Raw genomic sequence first — 17,866 nt, forward strand, 5'->3', positions numbered from 1 at the left:
CCGCCCCTGATGGGCGTGTGCGCAGGTGGGTTGCCCGAGCGGCCTAAGGGAACGGTCTTGAAAACCGTCGTGGCAGCGATGTCACCGTGGGTTCAAATCCCACACCCACCGCAGGTGAACGGCCCCTGACCGGGTGACTCGGTCAGGGGCCGTTCGTGGTTGATCGGGCCTACAGCGCTTCGTCGCGTTCCAGGATCAGGCTGATCGGCCCGTCCATGAGGTCGATGCCGGGCTCAAGATGCTCGTGGTAGCCGTCCCGGAGTTCGGGGTCGGCGAGGCCGGTGAGACGCTCGGCCAGGATCAGGAGGCCGGCCGCGTTGCCCGCCACGGTGATCTCGGTGGCCGAGCCGTAGACCTTGATGCGAGGTTCTTCCATGCGGTCACGCTACAGAGGGATGTTGCACCGAGGGACCCGAGTTCACGGTCGCCGCCCCGTCATCCGCGCCGCCGAAGCGATCGTCGCCCGGGCCTCCCGTTCGGACAGTCCCGTGCCCAGGGCTGCCTCGACCAGGGGGGCGACGAGTGCCGGGCCGATGTCGTTCTCGTAGGCGCGGCAGGCTGCCCAGAAGAGGCGGGTGTTGCGTTGGCCCTCGTGGGCCGCGAGGACGAACTGGACGAGGCCCTGGCCGTGTTGGCCGGTCGAGGTGGGGGTCGGGTGGTTGGTGCGGGGTGGGGGGAGGAGCAGGCGTAGGAGGGAGGGCGGGCAGGGGGCCGGGGCGAGGTGGGCGGTGGCGGGAGCGGCGCCGTAGAGGCCGTGTTCGGTGCGGGAGCCGGGGCCGACCAGGTAGCCGCCGGCGCCGCGGATGTCGATGCCGGGCGCTAGGCGGCTCGCGGAGTTGGGGACGACGACGTCGGGCGGGCCGGTGAGCCAGAGGTGACGGCCGCCGCTGGGGGTCAGGACGACCACGGTCTCGGGGATCGTGAACAGGTGGCGGAGGGCCAGTTCGCGCAGGGCGGAGGACGAGTCCGTACCGGATTTGGTGTCGAGGTCGATGCCGATCAGATGATACGGCGGCAGTCCGCACGCGATGCCGTAGCCGGTGGCCCAGGGGGCGGCGGCGAACAGTTCGCGGATGCGCGCCGGGTCGGTCGAGGCGTCGTAGACACCGTGCCCGAGTAGTCCGCACTCGCCGTGGCAGGGCGTGTGCGCAGTGTCTGGGGCACCCGAGGTATCCGAGGCGCTCGCGCCGCTCCTGGCGTCCCAGGTCACGCCCACCGTGCCGGCGTGGTCGCGGTGCGGTGAGCGCAGGGCCGGGAGTTTTGTTCTGGACAGGGGGATCACGGCCAGTCCGCGTTCGGCGGCTGACAGGGCGTGTGCGAGGGCCAGCGTGGTGGCCTGCCGGTCGATGGTGGCCATGACTCCATGTTCGTACGGGTGTTCGAAAAAGGGAAGAGGGGTCGCGACGGCGCGCCCGGGATGGGGTGGTCGCCGGGAAATGTGCCGGAACGCTTCGCCTCTTGTGCGACCCGGGGCGGGATGTCCGCACCGCCCCCAATTGCGGCTTCAGGGCAGTCAAAGGGGTTTATCGACTTGTCATCACGCTTCAGGGGGAATAAACGCTTCCGGCCTGGTTCGCCGGGGATTCGGTGGGCAACTCTGGTCTCGCGACGTCGTGCACCACACCGGGGCGGTCGGCCAACTGCCCTGGTGGAAGCCGTATTTGAAGCTGTACTTCCTGTGCGTTCGGCTCAGCAGCCGCTACGTACCCTGTTCTGGAGGAACAACATGGCAAGCATCCGTACCGCCCGCGTCATCGCCGCCGTCTCCGCCCTCCCGCTGGCAGCCGCTCTCTTCACCGGCGTCGCGGCGGCGGACAACGGCGCCATCGCGGGCAACGGATCGAACGCGGGTGTGGCGACCGTCAGCGGCAGCGGGGTCGGGCACGACAACAAGGGCAACTCGTCCACCACACAGCAGCAGGCGGTCGGCTCCGGGGCCTCGAACCAGAGCAACACCGCCCAGGTCAACGGATCCGCGTTCACCGCCATCAACCAGGGGAACTCGAACGTCGCCGTCAACTTCGCCAACTTCTGGTAGCCGTGCCCGACGACTCCCGCGCGGGGATGCGCCGGGGCGTCTGAGGGTGTGTGAGGTGTGCTCTGTGGGGTCGTAACGCGTCTGCGCGGTGGTGCTTCGGTGCCACCGCGCAGACGTTTTTCGCGTGCCGTTGAGCCCTTTGCGGAGCCGTTTTTCGGGGGCCACGCGCGTGTGCATGGATGCAGGGCGGCTGCGAGGTGTCCGCGTGGGAACGACCTTGACAGTCCACGGCATCTGACGGACAGTCAGAAACCCGCGTCGGTACGACCATGACGACCACTCCGTACGACTACGACGACCCGGAGGTCCGCGTCGTGCACCTCGCCCCCACCTTCCGCCAGCAGCGGTTGCGCGCCGAACTCCGGGCGTACTTCGCCGCGTTGATGCCGGACGGACCACCCCGCGCGGACGACCCCCAGGGACAGCGGGACTTGCTGCGCCGGATCGGCGGCGACGGGTGGCTCGGGCTCGGCTGGCCGGTCGAGTACGGCGGTCAAGGGCGCGGCGCGGACGAGCAGTTCGTGTTCTTCGACGAGGCCTACCGGGCGAACGCGCCCGTCTCGATGGTCACCCTGAACACCGTCGGGCCGACGCTGATGAAGTACGGCAGCGAGGGACAGAAGGCGGCCCTGCTGCCGGGCATTCTGCGCGGGGAACTCGTCTTCGCGATCGGCTACAGCGAACCGTCGGCCGGCACGGATCTCGCGTCGCTGCGGACCCGGGCGGTGCGGGACGAGAGGGATGAGCAGGGTGAGAGGGACGGCCGGGGCTGGCTGATCGACGGGCAGAAGATCTTCACCTCCAACGCCCACAACGCCGACTGGATCTGGCTCGCCTGCCGCACCGACCCCGAGGCCCCCAAGCACCGCGGCATCTCGATCATCCTCGTCCCGACCGACGCGCCCGGCTTCTCGTGGACCCCGATCGACACGGTGGGCGGGCAGCGGACGACGGCCACGTACTACGACGGCGTCCGCGTCCCGGCGGGCAACCTCGTCGGCGCGGAGAACGAGGGCTGGTCGCTCATCACCAACCAGCTCAACCACGAGCGGGTCGCCCTCGCCGCGACCGGCATGCAGGCCGAGGACTTCTACACGGCCGCGCTGACCGCCGCCCGCACACCTGATCCGGTGACGGGCAGGCGCCGGGCCGACGAGCCCTGGGTGCGGGCGGAGTTGGCCGAGGCGCACGCCCGGCTGGCGGCGACCCGCCTGCTCAACTGGCGCCTGGTGGGCGACGTGGGAGCGGGCCGGCTGGCGCCCGGCGACGCGAGCGGCGTGAAAGTCATGGGAACCGAATCGACGGTGGCGGTGTACCAGATATGTCAGCACGTCGCCGGGGCGGGCGGCGGATCGGCCGGACCAGGCGGGTCAACAGGACTGACGGGGATGGTGCGTTCGGGGTCGCCAGGGGTCTTCGGGGACGGCGAGCTGGAGCGGTTGAACAGGGCAGCGCAGATCAACACTTTCGGGGGCGGGGTGAGCGAGGTGCAGCGGGAGATCGTCGCGACGATGCGGCTCGGGATGACCAGGGGGCGGCGGTGACAGGCGAGTCGGCGGTGAGCGCAGCGGTCGTGGACGAACTGGGGGCGCGGCTCAAGGAGTTCGAAGGGCGTCCGGCCGCCGTCGCGGGCGCGGGCAAGGACGCCGTCAACGAGCCGATGATCCGGCACTGGTGCGAGGCGATGGGCGACACGAATCCGGCGTACACGGGCCCGGACGCCGTCGCCCCGCCCACCATGCTCCAGGCCTGGACCATGGGCGGCCTCTCCGGGCACTCGGGACGCACGGGGGCCTACGACGAGCTGTTCGACCTGCTCGACGAGGCGGGCTGCACCTCGGTGGTGGCCACCGACTGCGAGCAGGAGTACCTACGACCCCTGCGGCCGGGGGACGAGGTCACCTTCGACGCGGTGATCGAGTCGGTCTCGGACCGCAAGACGACGAAGCTGGGCACGGGGTACTTCGTCACGACGCGCATGGACGTCCGGGTGGGCCAGGACCTCGTCGGCACCCACCGCTTCCGCATCCTCAAGTACGCCCCCGCGCGGCAGCGACAGAAGCAGAAGAGGAAACAGGACGAGAAAGGGGCTCGCGCCCGCCGCCCCCGCCCCGTCGTCAACCGGGACAACGCCGGCTTCTGGGAGGGCGTGCAGCGGCACCAACTCCTCATCCAGCGCTGCACGAGCTGCGGGACGTTGCGCCACCCCTGGCTGCCGGGCTGCAACACCTGCGGCGGCCCGGACTGGGACACCGTCGAGGCGAGCGGCGACGGGACCGTCTACTCGTACGTGGTGATGCACCACCCGCCCTTCCCCGCCTTCGACCCTCCCTACGCCGTCGGGCTGATCGAACTCGCCGAGGGCGTGCGGATCGTGAGCAACGTGGTGGGGGTGCCGTACGACAAGGTGCGCGTCGGGCTGCCGGTACGGCTCGAATTCCGGCGCTACGACGACGAGGACAGGGGCGACGACGAGGACAAGGGTGGGGACGAGGGCGGCCCGTTGGTGCTCCCCGTCTTCCGGGTTCTCGAAGGCCGAGAGGGCGGGGCGGGCTGACATGGACTTCACGCCGACCGAGGAGCAGGCGGCGGCCCGTGATCTGGCCGCCCGGATTTTCGGCGACCTCGCGACACCCGAGCGGCTCGCGGCGGCCGGGACGGGCAGCGACCCCGAGTTGTGGAAGGCGCTGTGCGCCGCGGGACTGGTGGGCGCCGTAGCGGAGTTGGGCCTGCTCGGCCTTGTCCTCCTCCTGGAGGAACAGGGGCGGACGACGGCCCAGGTGCCCTTCGCCTCGACGTGCGTGTACGGGCTGTTGGCGGTGACGGCACACGGTTCCGCCGAGCAGCGGGAGCGGTTGTTGCCGGGCATCGGGGACGGGTCTGTGGTGGTGTGCGGGGCGTTTCCGGCGCAGGGGGGTGTACGGGCCTCTGCGCAGGGTCAGTTGACCGGTACGGTCCCTGTCGTCCCCTGGCTGCGCGACGCCACGCATGTCCTTGTCGCCGACGAACACGGGGAGTTGTGGCTGACGCCGGTCACGGATGCCACGCTCATCGAACCGGTCGAGCTCACGGCACCCTGGTCGGCGGGGCGGCTGACACTCGACGGCGCGACGGCGGAACGGCTCGGTGCCACGGAGGCCCATGCCGATGTCCTGGCCGCCCCTCAAGCCGAAGTCCCGGCCTCCGCCCATGCCGATGTCCTGGCCGCCCCTCAAGCCGAAGTCCCGGCCTCCGCCTATGCCGATGTCCTGGCCGCCCCTCAAGCCGATGTCCCGGCCTCCGCCCACGCCGATGTCCCGGCCTCCGCCCATGCCGACGTCCCGGCCTCCGCCCACGCCGACGTCCTGGCCACCGCCCGTACCGCCTTCGCCGGTCTTCAGGCGGGGGTCTGCGCGGGGTCGCTCGCGCGGGCCGTGGCGCATGTCAACGCGCGGGAGCAGTTCGGGCGTCCGCTGGCCACCCGGCAGGCGGTCCAACTCCGGGCCGCCGACGCGTACATGGACATCGAGGCGATACGTGTGACGGCGTACGAGGCGGCCTGGCGGCGCGATGCCGAACTGCCGTACGCCACACATGCGTTGACCGCGGCCTGGTGGGCGTCCGAGGCGGGTCGGCGGGTCGTCGACTCGGGTCAGCATCTGCACGGCGGCGCGGGAGCCGACCTGGAGCATCCGGTCCACCGGCACTTCCTGTGGGGGCGCCAGCTGGACGGGTACCTCGGCTGTGGGGCCGAAGTGCTGCAGGAACTGGGGGAGTTGATCGTCGGTGAGGAGGCGCAGTCATGAGGGCAGGAGGTGCAGCCATAAGGGCGGGGGGTGCGGTCGTGAGATCAGGAGGTGCGGTCATGAGGGTGGGTGAGGAGTTGCCCCCGCTCGAAATCGAGATCACCCGCACGCTGATCGTCGCCGGGGCCATCGCCTCCCGCGACTACCAGGACGTGCACCACGACGCGGAGTCGGCGCGGCTGAGAGGCTCCCCCGACATCTTCATGAACATCCTGACGACGAACGGCCTGGTCGGCCGCTACATCACGGACCACTTCGGCCCGAGAGCCGTCCTCCGCAAGGTCGCCATACGGCTCGGCGCCCCCAACTACCCCGGCGACACCATGGTGTTGACCGGGAGGATCGAGGAGACGGACGGTGACACCGCGACGGTGCGCGTGCTCGGGACGAACGGCATCGGTCGGCATGTGACCGGCACGGTCGTGGTCACCGTCGCCGTCGCTGTCGCCGTACCGACGACGACGGAGGCCGGGGCATGAGCGCCCGCACCCGCGACACCCTCGGCGGACGGGCCGCGATCGTCGGTATCGGGGCGACGGAGTTCTCCAAGGACTCGGGGCGCAGTGAGCTGCGGCTGGCCGTGGAGGCGGTGCGGGCGGCGCTGGACGACGCGGGGCTGACGCCGGCGGACGTGGACGGGATGGTGACGTTCACGATGGACACCAACCCGGAGATCACGGTCGCCCAGGCCTGCGGGATCGGCGAGCTGTCCTTCTTCTCCCGGGTCCACTACGGCGGTGGCGCGGCCTGTGCGACCGTCCAGCAGGCGGCGCTGGCCGTGGCGGCGGGGGTCGCCGAGGTGGTGGTCTGCTACCGCGCCTTCAACGAGCGGTCTGGACGCAGATTCGGCTCGGGCGTGACACACCGCGAACCCTCGGCGGAGGGCGCGGCGCTCGGCTGGTCGCTGCCGTTCGGGCTGCTCACCCCGGCGTCGTGGGTCGCGATGGCGGCGCAACGGTATCTGCACACCTACGGCCTCACACCCGAGGTGTTCGGTCAGGTGGCGGTCGTGGACCGCAAGTACGCGGCGACCAACCCGGCGGCGTACTTCCACGGCAGACCGATCACCCTCGCCGAGCATGCGGCCTCGCGCTGGATAGTGGAGCCGCTGCGGCTGCTGGACTGCTGCCAGGAGACGGACGGCGCCCAGGCGATCGTCGTCACGTCGGTGGAGCGGGCCCGTGACCTGCCGCGCCCGCCGGCGGTCGTCGCGGCGGCGGCCCAGGGCGCCGGGCGGGCCCAGGAACAGATGACCAGCTTCTACCGCGACGACCTGACCGGCCTCCCGGAGATGGGCGTGGTCGCGCGGCAACTGTGGCGGACGGCGGGGCTCGGGCCGGACGACATGGACGTGGCGATCCTCTACGACCACTTCACGCCGTTCGTGCTGATGCAGCTGGAGGAGTTCGGGTTCTGCGGAAAAGGGGAGGCGGCGGACTTCGTGGCCGAGGAACGGGTGCCGCTCAACACGCACGGCGGACAGCTCGGGGAGGCGTATCTGCACGGGATGAACGGGATCGCGGAAGGCGTCAGGCAGGTGCGCGGCACCGCGGTGAACCGAATACCGGGGGCCGGGCGGGTACTGGTGACGGCGGGGACCGGGGTACCGACCTCCGGACTGGTCCTCACCACCGACGAGTGAGCCCCCAGGGGTAAACCCGCAGTACGTCCCGGTCGCTCGTCCACCTTCAGGAGGTGGAGCCAGCCCCACCACTACAACCTGAGGCGGAGTCCCCTTCGGGACCTGCGGCCGATCCGCCGAAGCGGCGATGACTCATAGCGTGGAGCCATGACCACAGCCGTCTGCACCAGCGCTTCGAACGCCGTCGCACAGGCCGCCGAACGGGCCGACGCTCGGACCACGACACGGCCCGGCATCCGCCCCGCCGTACGCCCCGCCGCCGTACGCCCCGCCGCCGTACGCCCGGCCGCCCGTCCCGCCACCCGGCCCACCGCACGGGCTGCGCAGACCCAGCCGACCGCCACCGCCACCGTTGCCGCTGCCGCCACGACCCTCACGTACCCCTCCTTCTCGTCGTACATGAGGGCCAGGCAGCCGGTGCTGCTGCGGACCGCCCGGTCGCTGACCGCGAACCCGTCCGACGCCGAGGACCTGCTGCAGACCGCGCTGACCAAGACATATGTCGCCTGGGAGCGGATCGAGGACCACCGGGCGCTGGACGGCTATGTGCGCCGGGCGCTGCTGAACACGCGGACCTCGCAGTGGCGCAAGCGCAAGGTCGACGAGTTCGCGTGCGAGGAGCTGCCCGAGCCGGAGACGGGCGGCGCCGCGGAGGACCCGGCCGAGCAGCAGGCGTTGCACGACGCGATGTGGCGGGCGATCGCGAAGCTGCCGGACCGGCAGCGGGCGATGGTGGTCCTCAGGTATTACGAGGATCTCAGCGAGGTCCAGACGGCCGAGGTGCTCGGGGTGTCCGTGGGCACGGTGAAGTCGGCGGTGTCGCGGGCGCTGGGCAAGCTGCGCGAGGACCCGGAGCTGGTCCTCGCCCGGTAGGAGCCAGGCGCAAGCCAGACGGAAGGCAGACGTAAGCCAGAGGAAGCCAGACGGATGACGGGTGACGGGTGATCGATCATCCGTCCCTAGTGACATACCGTGCGGTATGTGAGCAGAATCAGCGCGACCCCTTACTACCGCGTAGGCAATGTCGCCCCGGGAGGACGCCGTGCTGAGCACCATGCAGGACGTACCGCTGTTGATCTCCAGGATCCTGACCCACGGGTCGACGGTCCACGGAACATCGCAGGTGATCAGCTGGACCGGTGAGGGAGAGCCGGAACGCCGTTCCTTCGCGGAGATCGGTGCCCGCGCGGCCCAGTTGGCGCATGCCCTGCGCGAGGACCTGGGCGTGGTGGACGGCGAACGCACGGCGACCTTCATGTGGAACAACGCGGTCCATGTCGAGGCATACTTCGCGATCCCCGCCATGGGTGCGGTGCTGCACACCCTCAACCTCCGTCTTCCGGCCGACCAGTTGGCGTGGATCGTCAACCACGCGGCCGACCGGGTGGTGATCGTCAACGGCTCGCTGATCCCGCTGCTCGCACCCCTGCTGCCCAAGCTGCCGACGGTCGAGCACATCGTCGTGTCCGGACCCGGCGACCGCACCCCCCTCGACGGCACCCACGTGCGCGTGCACGAGTACGAGGACCTGATCGCCGGCAAGCCGACCACCTACGACTGGCCCGAGCTGGACGAACGCCAGGCCGCCGCGATGTGCTACACCTCCGGGACCACGGGCGACCCCAAGGGCGTGGTGTTCAGCCACCGTTCGATCTACCTGCACTCCATGCAGGTCAACATGACCCAGTCGATGGGTCTCACCGACCAGGACACCTCACTGGTCGTAGTGCCCCAATTCCACGTAAACGCTTGGGGTTTGCCGCACGCCACCTTCATGACCGGCGTGAACATGCTGATGCCGGACCGCTTCCTCCAGCCCGCCCCGCTCGCCGAGATGATCGAGAGCCAGCGCCCCACGCACGCGGCGGCCGTGCCCACCATCTGGCAGGGCCTCCTCGCCGAACTGACCGCCAAGCCCCGCGACGTCTCGTCCCTCACCCAGGTGACCATCGGCGGCTCGGCCTGCCCGCCCGCCCTCATGGCGGCCTTCGACAAGCTGGGCATGCGGGTCTGCCACGCCTGGGGCATGACGGAGACCTCCCCGCTGGGCACGGTCTCCCGCCCGCCGGCCGAAGCGGTCGGCACGGAGCGGGAGTTCGAGTACCGGCTGACGCAGGGCCGTTTCCCGGCGAGCGTCGAGGCCCGGCTGACCGGCCCCGGCGGCGAACGGCTGCCCTTCGACGGCGAGTCGGCGGGCGAGCTGGAGGTGCGCGGCCCCTGGGTCGCCGGCGCCTACTACAACGGCCCCGACGCCGAACCCCTGCGCCCCGCCGACAAGTTCAGCGAGGACGGCTGGCTCAAGACCGGCGACGTCGGCACCATCTCCCCCGACGGCTTCCTCACCCTCACCGACCGCGCCAAGGACGTCATCAAGTCCGGCGGCGAGTGGATCTCCTCCGTCGACCTGGAGAACGCCCTGATGTCCCACCCGGATGTCACCGAGGCCGCCGTGGTCGCCGTACCGGACGAGAAATGGGGCGAACGCCCGCTCGCGACCGTCGTCCTGCGGGAGGGCTCCACCGCCGACTTCGAGTCCCTGCGCGCCTTCCTCGCCGACGCGGGGAAGATCGCCAAGTGGCAGCTCCCCGAACGCTGGACGATCGTCGAGTCGGTCCCGAAGACGAGCGTCGGCAAGTTCGACAAGAAGGTGCTGCGCAGGCGCTACGCCGACGGCGACCTGGACGTCACCAAGCTCTGACCGACGGAGTACGACCACGTCGGTGCCATGCGGTGGCGAGGTGGGTGGGGTGGTGGCGAACCACCCCACCACAGGCACCAACAGGTCGTGCCGCAGGGCTAGTTGGTGCCGATCCGCGCCAACAGGTCCACGATCCGCGACTGGACCTCGGTACTCGTCGACCGTTCGGCGAGGAAGAGGACGGTCTCCCCGGAGGCCAGCCGGGGCAGGTCGGCCTCGTCCACCGCAGCCGTGTACACGACCAGCGGGGTGCGGTTGAGCTGCCCGTTCGCCCGCAGCCAGTCGACGATCCCGGCCCGCCGCTTGTGCACCTGCAGCAGATCCATCACGACGAGGTTGGGCCGCAACTGCCCCGCCAGCGTCACCGCATCGGCATCGCTGGCGGCCCGCGCCACCTGCATCCCGCGCCGCTCCAGCGTCGCGGTCAGCGCCAGCGCGATCTCCGCGTGCTCCTCGATCAACAGCACCCGCGGCGGATGCTGCTCACTGTCCCGGGGCGCGAGCGCCTTCAGCAGTACGGCGGGATCGGCGCCGTAGGCCGCCTCCCGCGTGGCCTGCCCGAGCCCGGCCGTCACGAGCACCGGCACCTCGGCGGCCACCGCCGCCTGCCGCAACGACTGAAGTGCCGTCCGCGTGATCGGCCCGGTCAACGGGTCCACGAACAGCGCCGCCGGGAACGCGGCGATCTGCGCGTCGACCTCCTCGCGCGAGTGCACGATGACGGGCCGGTACCCGCGGTCGCTCAGCGCCTGCGTGGTCGTCACGTCCGGCGCGGGCCACACCAGCAGCCGACGCGGATTGTCGAGCGGCTCGGGAGGCAGTTCGTCGTCGAGCGGCTGCGGCCTCGGCGTGTCCGCGATCTCGACGGCCCCACCGGGACCGTCCAACGGCTCGGGCCCCTCGGCCGCGTTCTCGTCCGGTGCTCCTATGGCGTACGACCGTCCGGCGCCCTCGGTGATCGGTGAGAGCCGCGACTGCCCGGCCATCGAATGCTGGGCCTGCTCACCCTGGGGATGCGGACGGGCCGCCTGCTCCGGCGCCCCGGCAGCGGGCTCGGGCCGCGTCCCCAGCTTCCGCCGCCGCCCGCCGCCGCCCGCCTGATGCGGCGGAGGCGTGGCAGTGCCGGCCGGCTGCTGCACCTGAGCCGCCTGCCGCGTGAACGGCACCCCCTGCCCCAACGTCCGCACACTGATCGCCCGCCCCTGAGTGGAGTTGGGATCAACGCCCCCGACAGCGGCCCCGGACGGCGCCGGCACGGCAGCCTCAGCGGGCAACGGCTGCGCGACCCGCGCCTGCGCGGCGGCAGCGGCGGGAGCGGCCGGTGCCGGGGCGTTCGGGTTCGGCTGCGAACCCGGCTGCGAGTTCGGCTGTGGAACGGGCTGCGGAATCGGTTGAAGGTTCGACTGAAGGTTCGGGTCCGGGTTCGGGGCTACGGCGGGGCCGGCGCCGTTGGCCGGTACGGGGGTGCCCGGGGCCGGCTGAGCGGCGGGGAGCGCCTGCGCCGGTACGGCCGCACCGGGGTGGGCCTGAGCCGGGGCCACCTGGCCGGGAATGCCGTGCGGAGAAACCGGCTGACCCTGGGCGCCAGGGACGCCCGGGGTCCCCTGAGGAACAAGGCCCTGGGCGGGCGCGGGCTGCCCGGGGATGCCCTGCGGCGGAATCGGCTGCCCTGCGAGTCCTTGACCCGGGATCCCCTGTGCGGGAACTCCTTGAGGGGAAACCGGCTGGCCGACGGGGATGCCCTGAGGTGAGACCGGCTGGCCGGGGCCGCCCTGCGGCAGCGCCGCCTGCGCGGGGATGCCCTGACCGGGGGTCGCCTCCGGGAGCGGCAGCGGCTGGGCCGCGGTGGTCTGTCCCTGGGCGGGGTGGCTCTGCGCGGGGGCGAGTTGCATGGCACTGCCCGGCTGACCGGGCTGGCCGGGCACCGGCTGACCGGCGACGGGCGGCCCGCCGACCGGCTGCACCACACCCTGCACCTGTCCTGCGCCCTGCACCTGCCCGGGAAGTCCTTGTCCCACGGCCGCGTCGCCCGCCGCCGCGAGCTGACCGGTGTTCTGCCCGGGCAGAACGGGGGCGACCCCGGCCTGCGCCGGTACGCCCGCGGGAACACCCGGCCCCTGCTGGACCGACTGCTGCCCAGGAGCGGCGACTTGCTGCCCCTGACCCGCCGTCCCCTGCGCCGGAACCATCGCGCCCGCCGCCTGCACCGGCACGCCCTCCGCGGGCTGCTGCGGCTGGGCCACGGCACGGCGACGGCGCCCGGTCGGCGCGCTCGCGGGATGCGGCTGCGGTGGAGTGTGGTCGTCGGACTGGTCGTGCGGAACGGCGTCGTGCCGCCCTTCGTCACCGGCAACCTGCCCGGGAGCGACCGGAACTCCAGGTGCGATCGGAACCCCGGGAGCGACCGGAGCTCCAGGAGCGATCGGGACCCCAGGCATCTGCGCGCCCGTGTCCGGCGTCCGGTCCGCGTCGGCCGGCGGCAGCGCGAACACCGTACGGGCGCCCGCCTCCTGCGCGGCGGCCCGCTCGGCCGCCGCGGCGAGCGCGCGCCTACGACGCCCGGTCGGCTGCCCGTCCTCGCCAACGGAACCACCGGAGCCGCCAGAACCACCAGCGCCATTGGCGCCGTCGGACGCACCCCCCGCGGGCAACGCGGGCGGCAACGCCTGCCGCTCGCCACCGCCGCCGGGCGCGGGCACGCCCCCCGGCGGTACCGCGCCCAGACCCGTACCGGAGGCCGCCGTTCCGGCCGCATGCTCCGCCGCCGTCATCACGGCACCCTCGGACACACCGTCCGCGCCACCCTCAGAACCGTCACCGTCACCGGCGCCGACCTCGGCCGCCCGCCCGCGCCGTCGCCCGGTACCGCTGGACGCACCGTCGCCGCCCGCCTCCGCAGCCGCCGCCGATTCCTCGCCCGCACGCCTTCTGCGCCGCCCGGTGGGCACCGCGGCCTCGCTGCCGGTGTCGTCGGAGGCACCGCCCGGTACCTCGCTCTCCAGGAACGCGTCGACGGAGGACCGCCGGGCCCGCCGTCGCCCGCTGTTGCCGCCTGTGGCCTGCTCGGGCAGGGCGAGTTCGGCACCGCCGGTCGCGACCGGAGCCGCGACGGCCCCCGCCCCGCCCCCGATCGGAACCTCCAGCACATACGCGCTGCCGCTCATACCCGGCACGTCGTGCGTCTGCAGCACCCCGCCGTGCGCCCGCACGATCCCGCGCACGATCGGCTCGTGCACCGGGTCTCCCCCGGCGTACGGCCCGCGCACCTCGATCCGTACGACCTCACCGCGCTGCGCCGCCGCCACGACGACCGTGTTGTCCATGTAACCGCCCGCCGACGCGGGCGAGTTGCCGGTCGCGTCGACACCGGCGACGTCCGCGACGAGGTGGGCGAGCGCGGTGGCGAGGAGCCGGGGGTCGACCTCGGCCTCGATGGGCGGCGCGTGCACGGCGAACTGCACGCGACCGGGACCGATCAGTTCCACGGCCCCGTCGACACCGGCGGCGACGACCGCGTCCAGCATCACTTTCGTCCGCGAGATCTCCTCGACCCCGGTCTCCAGCCGCTGATAGCCGAGCACGTTGTCGATGAGCTGGGTGATGCGCGAGTAACCGGCCGACAGGTGATGAAGGACCTGGTTGGCCTCGGGCCACAGCTGCCCGGCGTCGTCGGCGGCCAACGCGGCCAGTTCCCGGCGCAGTTCGTCGAGGGGGCCGCGCAGCGAACGCCCGAGCAGCGTGAGCAACTGCTCGTGCCGCGCGGCGAGTTCCTCGTACCGGTCCTTCTCCCGCTCCCCGAGCGCGGCGTACCGCTCCTCGTTCGCCGCGAGCTCCTCGTCGTGCTGCTCCTGGAGCTCCTCGACCTCGGTGATGTGCTTCTGGCGCAGGGAGGTCAGTTCGGAGGCGTGCTCCTCGTCGATCCGCTCCAGCTCGTCCCGGTGCAGCTTGTCGGCGGCGTCCTTCTCCTCGGCGAGCGAGTCGTAGGGCCGCCGGTCGGTGAAGGTCATCACGGCGCCGACGAGCTGGTCGCCGTCGCGCACGGGCGCGGTGGTGAGGTCGACGGAGACCCGGTCCCCGTTCTTGGCGAACAGCACCTGCCCGCGCACCCGGTGCTTGCGCCCGGACCGCAGGGTGTCGGCGAGCGGCGACTCCGCGTACGGGAACGGCGAGCCGTCCGCGCGCGAGTGCAGCACAAGGGTGTGCAGCTCCTTGCCGCCGAGGTCGCTGGCGCGGTACCCGAGGATCTGGGCGGCGGCCGGATTGACGAGCACGACCCGCCCGTCCGTGTCCGTCCCTACGACACCCTCGGCCGCCGCGCGCAGGATCATCTCGGTCTGCCGCTGCGAACGGGCCAGCTCGGCCTCGGTGTCGACGGTGCCGGAGAGGTCGCGGACGACGAGCATCAGCAGCTCGTCGGCGGTGTAGCCGTAGCCGTCGTAGGCCTGCTGCCCGTCTTCGAGATTGGCGCTGGTCACTTCGACCGGGAACTCGGACCCGTCCGTCCGCCGTGCGATCATCCGGGTCGGCTTGGTCCGGCCGCGTGGGTCCATCGAGTCGGGGCGCCGCATGGAACCGGGGATGAGCCGGGAGTCGAACTCCGGCAGCAGGTCCAGCAGTCCGCGTCCGACGAGCGCGGTGCCGGGCGCCTCGAAGGCTTCCAGCGCGATGGTGTTCGCGTTGACGACCGTCCCGTTGGCGTTGACCAGCACCAACGCGTCCGGGAGCGCGTCGAGTATGGCTGCGAGGCGAGCAGCGCCTCGGGATGGCCTGCTGCTCACGAGACGCTTCCTCCCTGTTACCGCACCTTGCCGACCGCGGAGGCCATCTTGCCAACCGGCCCACGACGTGTCACGCGAGGGAGTCTAAGGGCACTCCTTGTGCTCGCGGAGTGAGATGAGAGGGAGGTCGCACGGTGAAGTGACATAGAACGTGTGACCGACCGTCGTCGGGCATCTACTGACGGAGGTCGGGCAGCAGCGGGACCATCCCGTTCCAGCGGGAGATCTCGCAGCCGTTGCCGCGGTCGTACGTCGTGTCGACGGGGCGTCCGGCCCACGTGCCGGTGACATGGGCGGTCGCGGGGCCGCCGTAGATCATCGTGCACATGCTGTCCGGCGGCACCGGGGCGAAGGGGTCCTTCCCCCACTGGGTGTTGCGGCCGACGGCCTCGCAGGCGCCGGTGACGTCCGGGTGGGTGCCGCCGCCGGGGTGGCAGTACAGCTCGAAGGTCCCGTCGGCCGGGCCGCCCGCGTGCCGGACGGTGACGGTGAGATGGTCGCCGCCGGACCGGTCCTCGTCACGGACGGGCGGCGGCGCGAGGGTGCGGGCGGTCGTGGGGGACGCGGTGGCGGGCGTCGCGGCCAGTGCGCCGACGGTGGCGGCGGACGCGGCGGCGATCACGAGGAGACGGTTGACCTGCAACATGACCTGACTAACGCCCGCCGCCCCGGGACGTTGCGGACCCGGCGGCCGGCATCAACGGCTTTGCCCTGCGGCCCGCCTGCCTAGTACCGTAGGGCGCGATTGGTGGCACCGCGCTCGTCTGTGTCATCATCTGCACGCACCACTCGCGCTCGCGCGGGAGGTCGTTGCTGGAGGCGTCGCCTAGTCCGGTCTATGGCGCCGCACTGCTAATGCGGTTTGGGACGCAAATCCCATCGAGGGTTCAAATCCCTCCGCCTCCGCACCCCATCCGAAGCCCCGGTCGAAGCGACCGGGGCTTCGGTCGTCCACAAGGTCGTTTTCAGGCCGTTTCCGCAGCTCACAAGGGGTATGGCTAACGGATTTCACATGGCGGCGGCAGTCATGTAATGTTCTTCCTGTCGCCGCGAGCGGGCCGGAAGGGCCGGGAGCGCCGAAGAAAAACAAGAGAAAATCAAGCACTCGTAGCTTAACGGATAGAGCATCTGACTACGGATCAGAAGGTTGCAGGTTCGAATCCTGCCGAGTGCACAGCAGACAGGGCCCCGCGGAGAGATCCACGGGGCCCTAGACTTTTTGTATTGACGACGTTGGTCGACGACGTTGCTTGACGACGGTGCTCGGCGACCTGCGGGACATGAGGCAAGCCATGCGCATCGGGATCACCGGCCACCGAGGACTGCCCGTCGACACGGAGCGATCGGTCACCGCGGCCATCCGGGAGGCCGTGAGCGCCTGCCCCGCGACCGGCCTCGTCGGCGTCTCCTGCGTCGCGGACGGCCCCGACGCATGGTTCGCCCGGGCGATCCTTGAGCACGGCGGCTCGCTCGAAATCGTCGTACCGGCCGGGAAGTACCGTGCGTCGCTGCCGGATTGGCACCACGCGGTCTACGACGACCTCGTGCGCCGGGCGTCCGAGGTGCACGAGACCGGGCTGACGGACTCCGACTCCCACGCCTACATGGTCGGCAGCGAGGTCCTGGTCGGGATGGTCGACGAGCTGCTCGCCGTCTGGGACGGGCAGCCCGCGCGCGGCCACGGCGGTACCGCCGACGTGGTGACGTACGCGCGGCGCACCGGCGTACCCGTACGGGTCCTGTGGCCCGCCGGAGCCACCCGCGACTGACGGCAACCCTGACGGCAACGCCCGCGACCGTCAGGCACCCGCACCTGTCGCACACCCACCCACTCCTACCCCAAAGTGACGTTGCTCACATGATTTCGGGCGCTCGGCGAGGTCGTCCAGGGGGTCGTCCACCAGGTTGTGATGAACAAGCGATGCGGACGGCCTCAGCGAGAGGCGTGTCTAGGCCCATACTGGAAGCAATGACAAAGCCAGCTGCACCGAAGCGCTATCTGCCCACCAGTCCCTTCAAGGCACCGGCCGCGGCGGCCCCCAAGCATTTCGCCGTGGGCGACCAGGTGACACACGACATGTACGGCCTCGGCCGGGTCATCGGCATCGAGGACGGAATCGCGGTGCTCGTCGACTTCGGGTCGGTTCAGGAGCGCATCCTGAGTCCGTACGCCAAGATGAGCAAGCTGTAGGACCGCAGTGCCCGGTCACGGCACACCAGGTCCTGGCGGCCTGTAACGAACGGGAGACCTCTCATCGAACTGACCTCGCTGTTCTCCGCCCCGGAAGGGGCGTCCCGCCATGCCAACGCGGGATCGCCCCCTCCGGCGACGAACCCCTTCCAGGCCCCTGATTTCGGGGACGACGAGACGCTGCCGCTCGACGACGGGCCGGCATCGTTCTCGGAGCTGGACGAGGCTTACCGCCGGGCGGGCTAGGAAAGACGGGCCGGCCACGGGTGCCGACGCGTCGGTCACGGCGGGCCGGGCTTCCGGAGCGGAATCGGGTTTCCGGCGGTGGACCGGGCTTGCACGGTCATGTCCGGCCATGTCCGGTGAAGCCCGTCTACCTCGTCCGTCCGTCAACCACGGGCCAGTTCCCCAGCGGTAGCGATCTTTCACTGATCCCTCGCCAGCCGTCCGACGGCACGGAAGACGGCGACCGGATCCCTGTGGTCGCGCCAGTACGTCACCTCGCGGTTCTTGACAGTGACCACGGAGACGAAGTGGTCGTCGTAGAGCCGCCCGGTGCGCTCAGCCCGTGCGCGCTGAACGTCGTCATCGCCGTGTCGAACGCCCCGTCGGGGAAGGGCAGTTGCTCAGCTGTCGTGTCCACGGCCTCGGCGAGACCCCAAGGATGCTGCCCACGCATCGAACGGTTCGTTCACGAAACCATTCAAATCGGGGGGTGTATCCGCGCCGTCAAG

At 71.2% G+C, this 17,866-nt stretch carries 14 protein-coding genes and 3 tRNA genes; 13 read left to right on the forward strand and 4 right to left on the reverse strand.

What is annotated here, in order from left to right; genetic code table 11:
* Positions 1–24 precede the first annotated feature (24 nt).
* A tRNA-Ser gene (locus OC490_RS28455) sits at positions 25–111 on the forward strand.
* Between the two features lie 58 nt (positions 112–169).
* On the opposite strand, the gene OC490_RS28460 is transcribed toward OC490_RS28455, so the two are convergent.
* Both OC490_RS28460 and OC490_RS28465 read right to left on the reverse strand, forming a co-directional pair.
* The gene (locus OC490_RS28460) at positions 170–376 is read right to left on the reverse strand and encodes a hypothetical protein (RefSeq protein ID WP_262060866.1); all 207 of its coding nucleotides are present in this window, start codon (positions 374–376) and stop codon (positions 170–172) included.
* Between the two features lie 42 nt (positions 377–418).
* Positions 419–1,357 (reverse strand): bifunctional DNA primase/polymerase, encoded by a 939-nt coding sequence (locus OC490_RS28465; RefSeq protein ID WP_262060867.1) that lies wholly within the window; start codon positions 1,355–1,357, stop codon positions 419–421.
* Between the two features lie 369 nt (positions 1,358–1,726).
* Between OC490_RS28465 and OC490_RS28470 the strand changes: the two genes are divergently transcribed.
* The 8 genes from OC490_RS28470 to OC490_RS28505 all read left to right on the forward strand — a co-directional run bounded on the left by OC490_RS28470 (position 1,727) and on the right by OC490_RS28505 (position 10,163).
* Positions 1,727–2,038 (forward strand): hypothetical protein, encoded by a 312-nt coding sequence (locus tag OC490_RS28470; RefSeq protein ID WP_033285529.1) that lies wholly within the window; start codon positions 1,727–1,729, stop codon positions 2,036–2,038.
* Between the two features lie 314 nt (positions 2,039–2,352).
* Complete coding sequence (locus tag OC490_RS28475; protein WP_262060975.1) at positions 2,353–3,582, forward strand: acyl-CoA dehydrogenase family protein; 1,230 nt, start codon at positions 2,353–2,355, stop codon at positions 3,580–3,582.
* Complete coding sequence (locus OC490_RS28480) at positions 3,579–4,595, forward strand: bifunctional MaoC family dehydratase N-terminal/OB-fold nucleic acid binding domain-containing protein (RefSeq protein ID WP_262060868.1); 1,017 nt, start codon at positions 3,579–3,581, stop codon at positions 4,593–4,595. The genes OC490_RS28475 and OC490_RS28480 overlap by 4 nt, the downstream gene beginning before the upstream one ends.
* A gap of 1 nt (position 4,596) precedes the next feature.
* The gene (locus tag OC490_RS28485; protein WP_262060869.1) at positions 4,597–5,823 is read left to right on the forward strand and encodes an acyl-CoA dehydrogenase family protein; all 1,227 of its coding nucleotides are present in this window, start codon (positions 4,597–4,599) and stop codon (positions 5,821–5,823) included.
* 59 nt (positions 5,824–5,882) lie between these two features.
* Complete coding sequence (locus OC490_RS28490; protein WP_262060870.1) at positions 5,883–6,302, forward strand: MaoC family dehydratase; 420 nt, start codon at positions 5,883–5,885, stop codon at positions 6,300–6,302.
* Complete coding sequence (locus OC490_RS28495) at positions 6,299–7,465, forward strand: lipid-transfer protein (RefSeq protein WP_262060871.1); 1,167 nt, start codon at positions 6,299–6,301, stop codon at positions 7,463–7,465. Before OC490_RS28490 ends, OC490_RS28495 begins: the two co-directional genes overlap by 4 nt.
* Before the next feature lie 234 nt (positions 7,466–7,699).
* Complete coding sequence (locus OC490_RS28500) at positions 7,700–8,338, forward strand: SigE family RNA polymerase sigma factor (RefSeq protein WP_410099098.1); 639 nt, start codon at positions 7,700–7,702, stop codon at positions 8,336–8,338.
* 148 nt (positions 8,339–8,486) lie between these two features.
* Entirely contained in the window at positions 8,487–10,163 is a 1,677-nt protein-coding gene (locus OC490_RS28505; RefSeq protein WP_262060873.1) for a long-chain fatty acid--CoA ligase, read from the forward strand.
* Between the two features lie 98 nt (positions 10,164–10,261).
* Here the strand turns inward: OC490_RS28505 and OC490_RS28510 are convergent, their stop codons facing one another.
* Both OC490_RS28510 and OC490_RS28515 read right to left on the reverse strand, forming a co-directional pair.
* The gene (locus tag OC490_RS28510) at positions 10,262–14,941 is read right to left on the reverse strand and encodes a PAS domain-containing protein (protein WP_262060874.1); all 4,680 of its coding nucleotides are present in this window, start codon (positions 14,939–14,941) and stop codon (positions 10,262–10,264) included.
* A 175-nt stretch (positions 14,942–15,116) separates the two neighbouring features.
* Positions 15,117–15,587: an SSI family serine proteinase inhibitor gene (locus OC490_RS28515; RefSeq protein ID WP_262060875.1), complete on the reverse strand. Its 471-nt coding sequence runs from the start codon at positions 15,585–15,587 to the stop codon at positions 15,117–15,119.
* A gap of 169 nt (positions 15,588–15,756) precedes the next feature.
* On the opposite strand from OC490_RS28515, the gene OC490_RS28520 reads away from it, so the two are divergent.
* The 4 genes from OC490_RS28520 (at position 15,757) to OC490_RS28535 (ending at position 17,132) form a co-directional block, all read left to right on the forward strand.
* A tRNA-Ser gene (locus OC490_RS28520) sits at positions 15,757–15,847 on the forward strand.
* A 195-nt stretch (positions 15,848–16,042) separates the two neighbouring features.
* Positions 16,043–16,115, forward strand: a tRNA-Arg gene (locus OC490_RS28525).
* 118 nt (positions 16,116–16,233) lie between these two features.
* Positions 16,234–16,710 carry a hypothetical protein gene (locus OC490_RS28530; protein ID WP_262060876.1) on the forward strand — a complete coding sequence of 159 codons (477 nt, stop codon included), beginning with the start codon at positions 16,234–16,236 and terminating at the stop codon, positions 16,708–16,710.
* A 200-nt stretch (positions 16,711–16,910) separates the two neighbouring features.
* The gene (locus tag OC490_RS28535; protein ID WP_019073270.1) at positions 16,911–17,132 is read left to right on the forward strand and encodes a hypothetical protein; all 222 of its coding nucleotides are present in this window, start codon (positions 16,911–16,913) and stop codon (positions 17,130–17,132) included.
* Positions 17,133–17,866: the final 734 nt, after the last annotated feature.

It is taken from the genome of Streptomyces sp. STR69 (assembly GCF_024519455.1).
In the GTDB taxonomy this organism is placed as follows: domain Bacteria; phylum Actinomycetota; class Actinomycetes; order Streptomycetales; family Streptomycetaceae; genus Streptomyces.

Bases quoted from the DNA above. Each gene is read 5' to 3' on its own strand.
- OC490_RS28490 (WP_262060870.1), top strand. From the start codon at position 5,883: ATGAGGGTGGGTGAGGAGTTGCCCCCGCTCGAAATCGAGATCACCCGC.
- OC490_RS28465 (WP_262060867.1), bottom strand. From the start codon at position 1,357: ATGGCCACCATCGACCGGCAGGCCACCACGCTGGCCCTCGCACACGCC.
- OC490_RS28460 (WP_262060866.1), bottom strand. From the start codon at position 376: ATGGAAGAACCTCGCATCAAGGTCTACGGCTCGGCCACCGAGATCACC.
- OC490_RS28530 (WP_262060876.1), top strand. From the start codon at position 16,234: ATGCGCATCGGGATCACCGGCCACCGAGGACTGCCCGTCGACACGGAG.
- OC490_RS28495 (WP_262060871.1), top strand. From the start codon at position 6,299: ATGAGCGCCCGCACCCGCGACACCCTCGGCGGACGGGCCGCGATCGTC.
- OC490_RS28485 (WP_262060869.1), top strand. From the start codon at position 4,597: ATGGACTTCACGCCGACCGAGGAGCAGGCGGCGGCCCGTGATCTGGCC.
- OC490_RS28505 (WP_262060873.1), top strand. From the start codon at position 8,487: ATGTCGCCCCGGGAGGACGCCGTGCTGAGCACCATGCAGGACGTACCG.
- OC490_RS28470 (WP_033285529.1), top strand. From the start codon at position 1,727: ATGGCAAGCATCCGTACCGCCCGCGTCATCGCCGCCGTCTCCGCCCTC.
- OC490_RS28535 (WP_019073270.1), top strand. From the start codon at position 16,911: ATGACAAAGCCAGCTGCACCGAAGCGCTATCTGCCCACCAGTCCCTTC.
- OC490_RS28515 (WP_262060875.1), bottom strand. From the start codon at position 15,587: ATGTTGCAGGTCAACCGTCTCCTCGTGATCGCCGCCGCGTCCGCCGCC.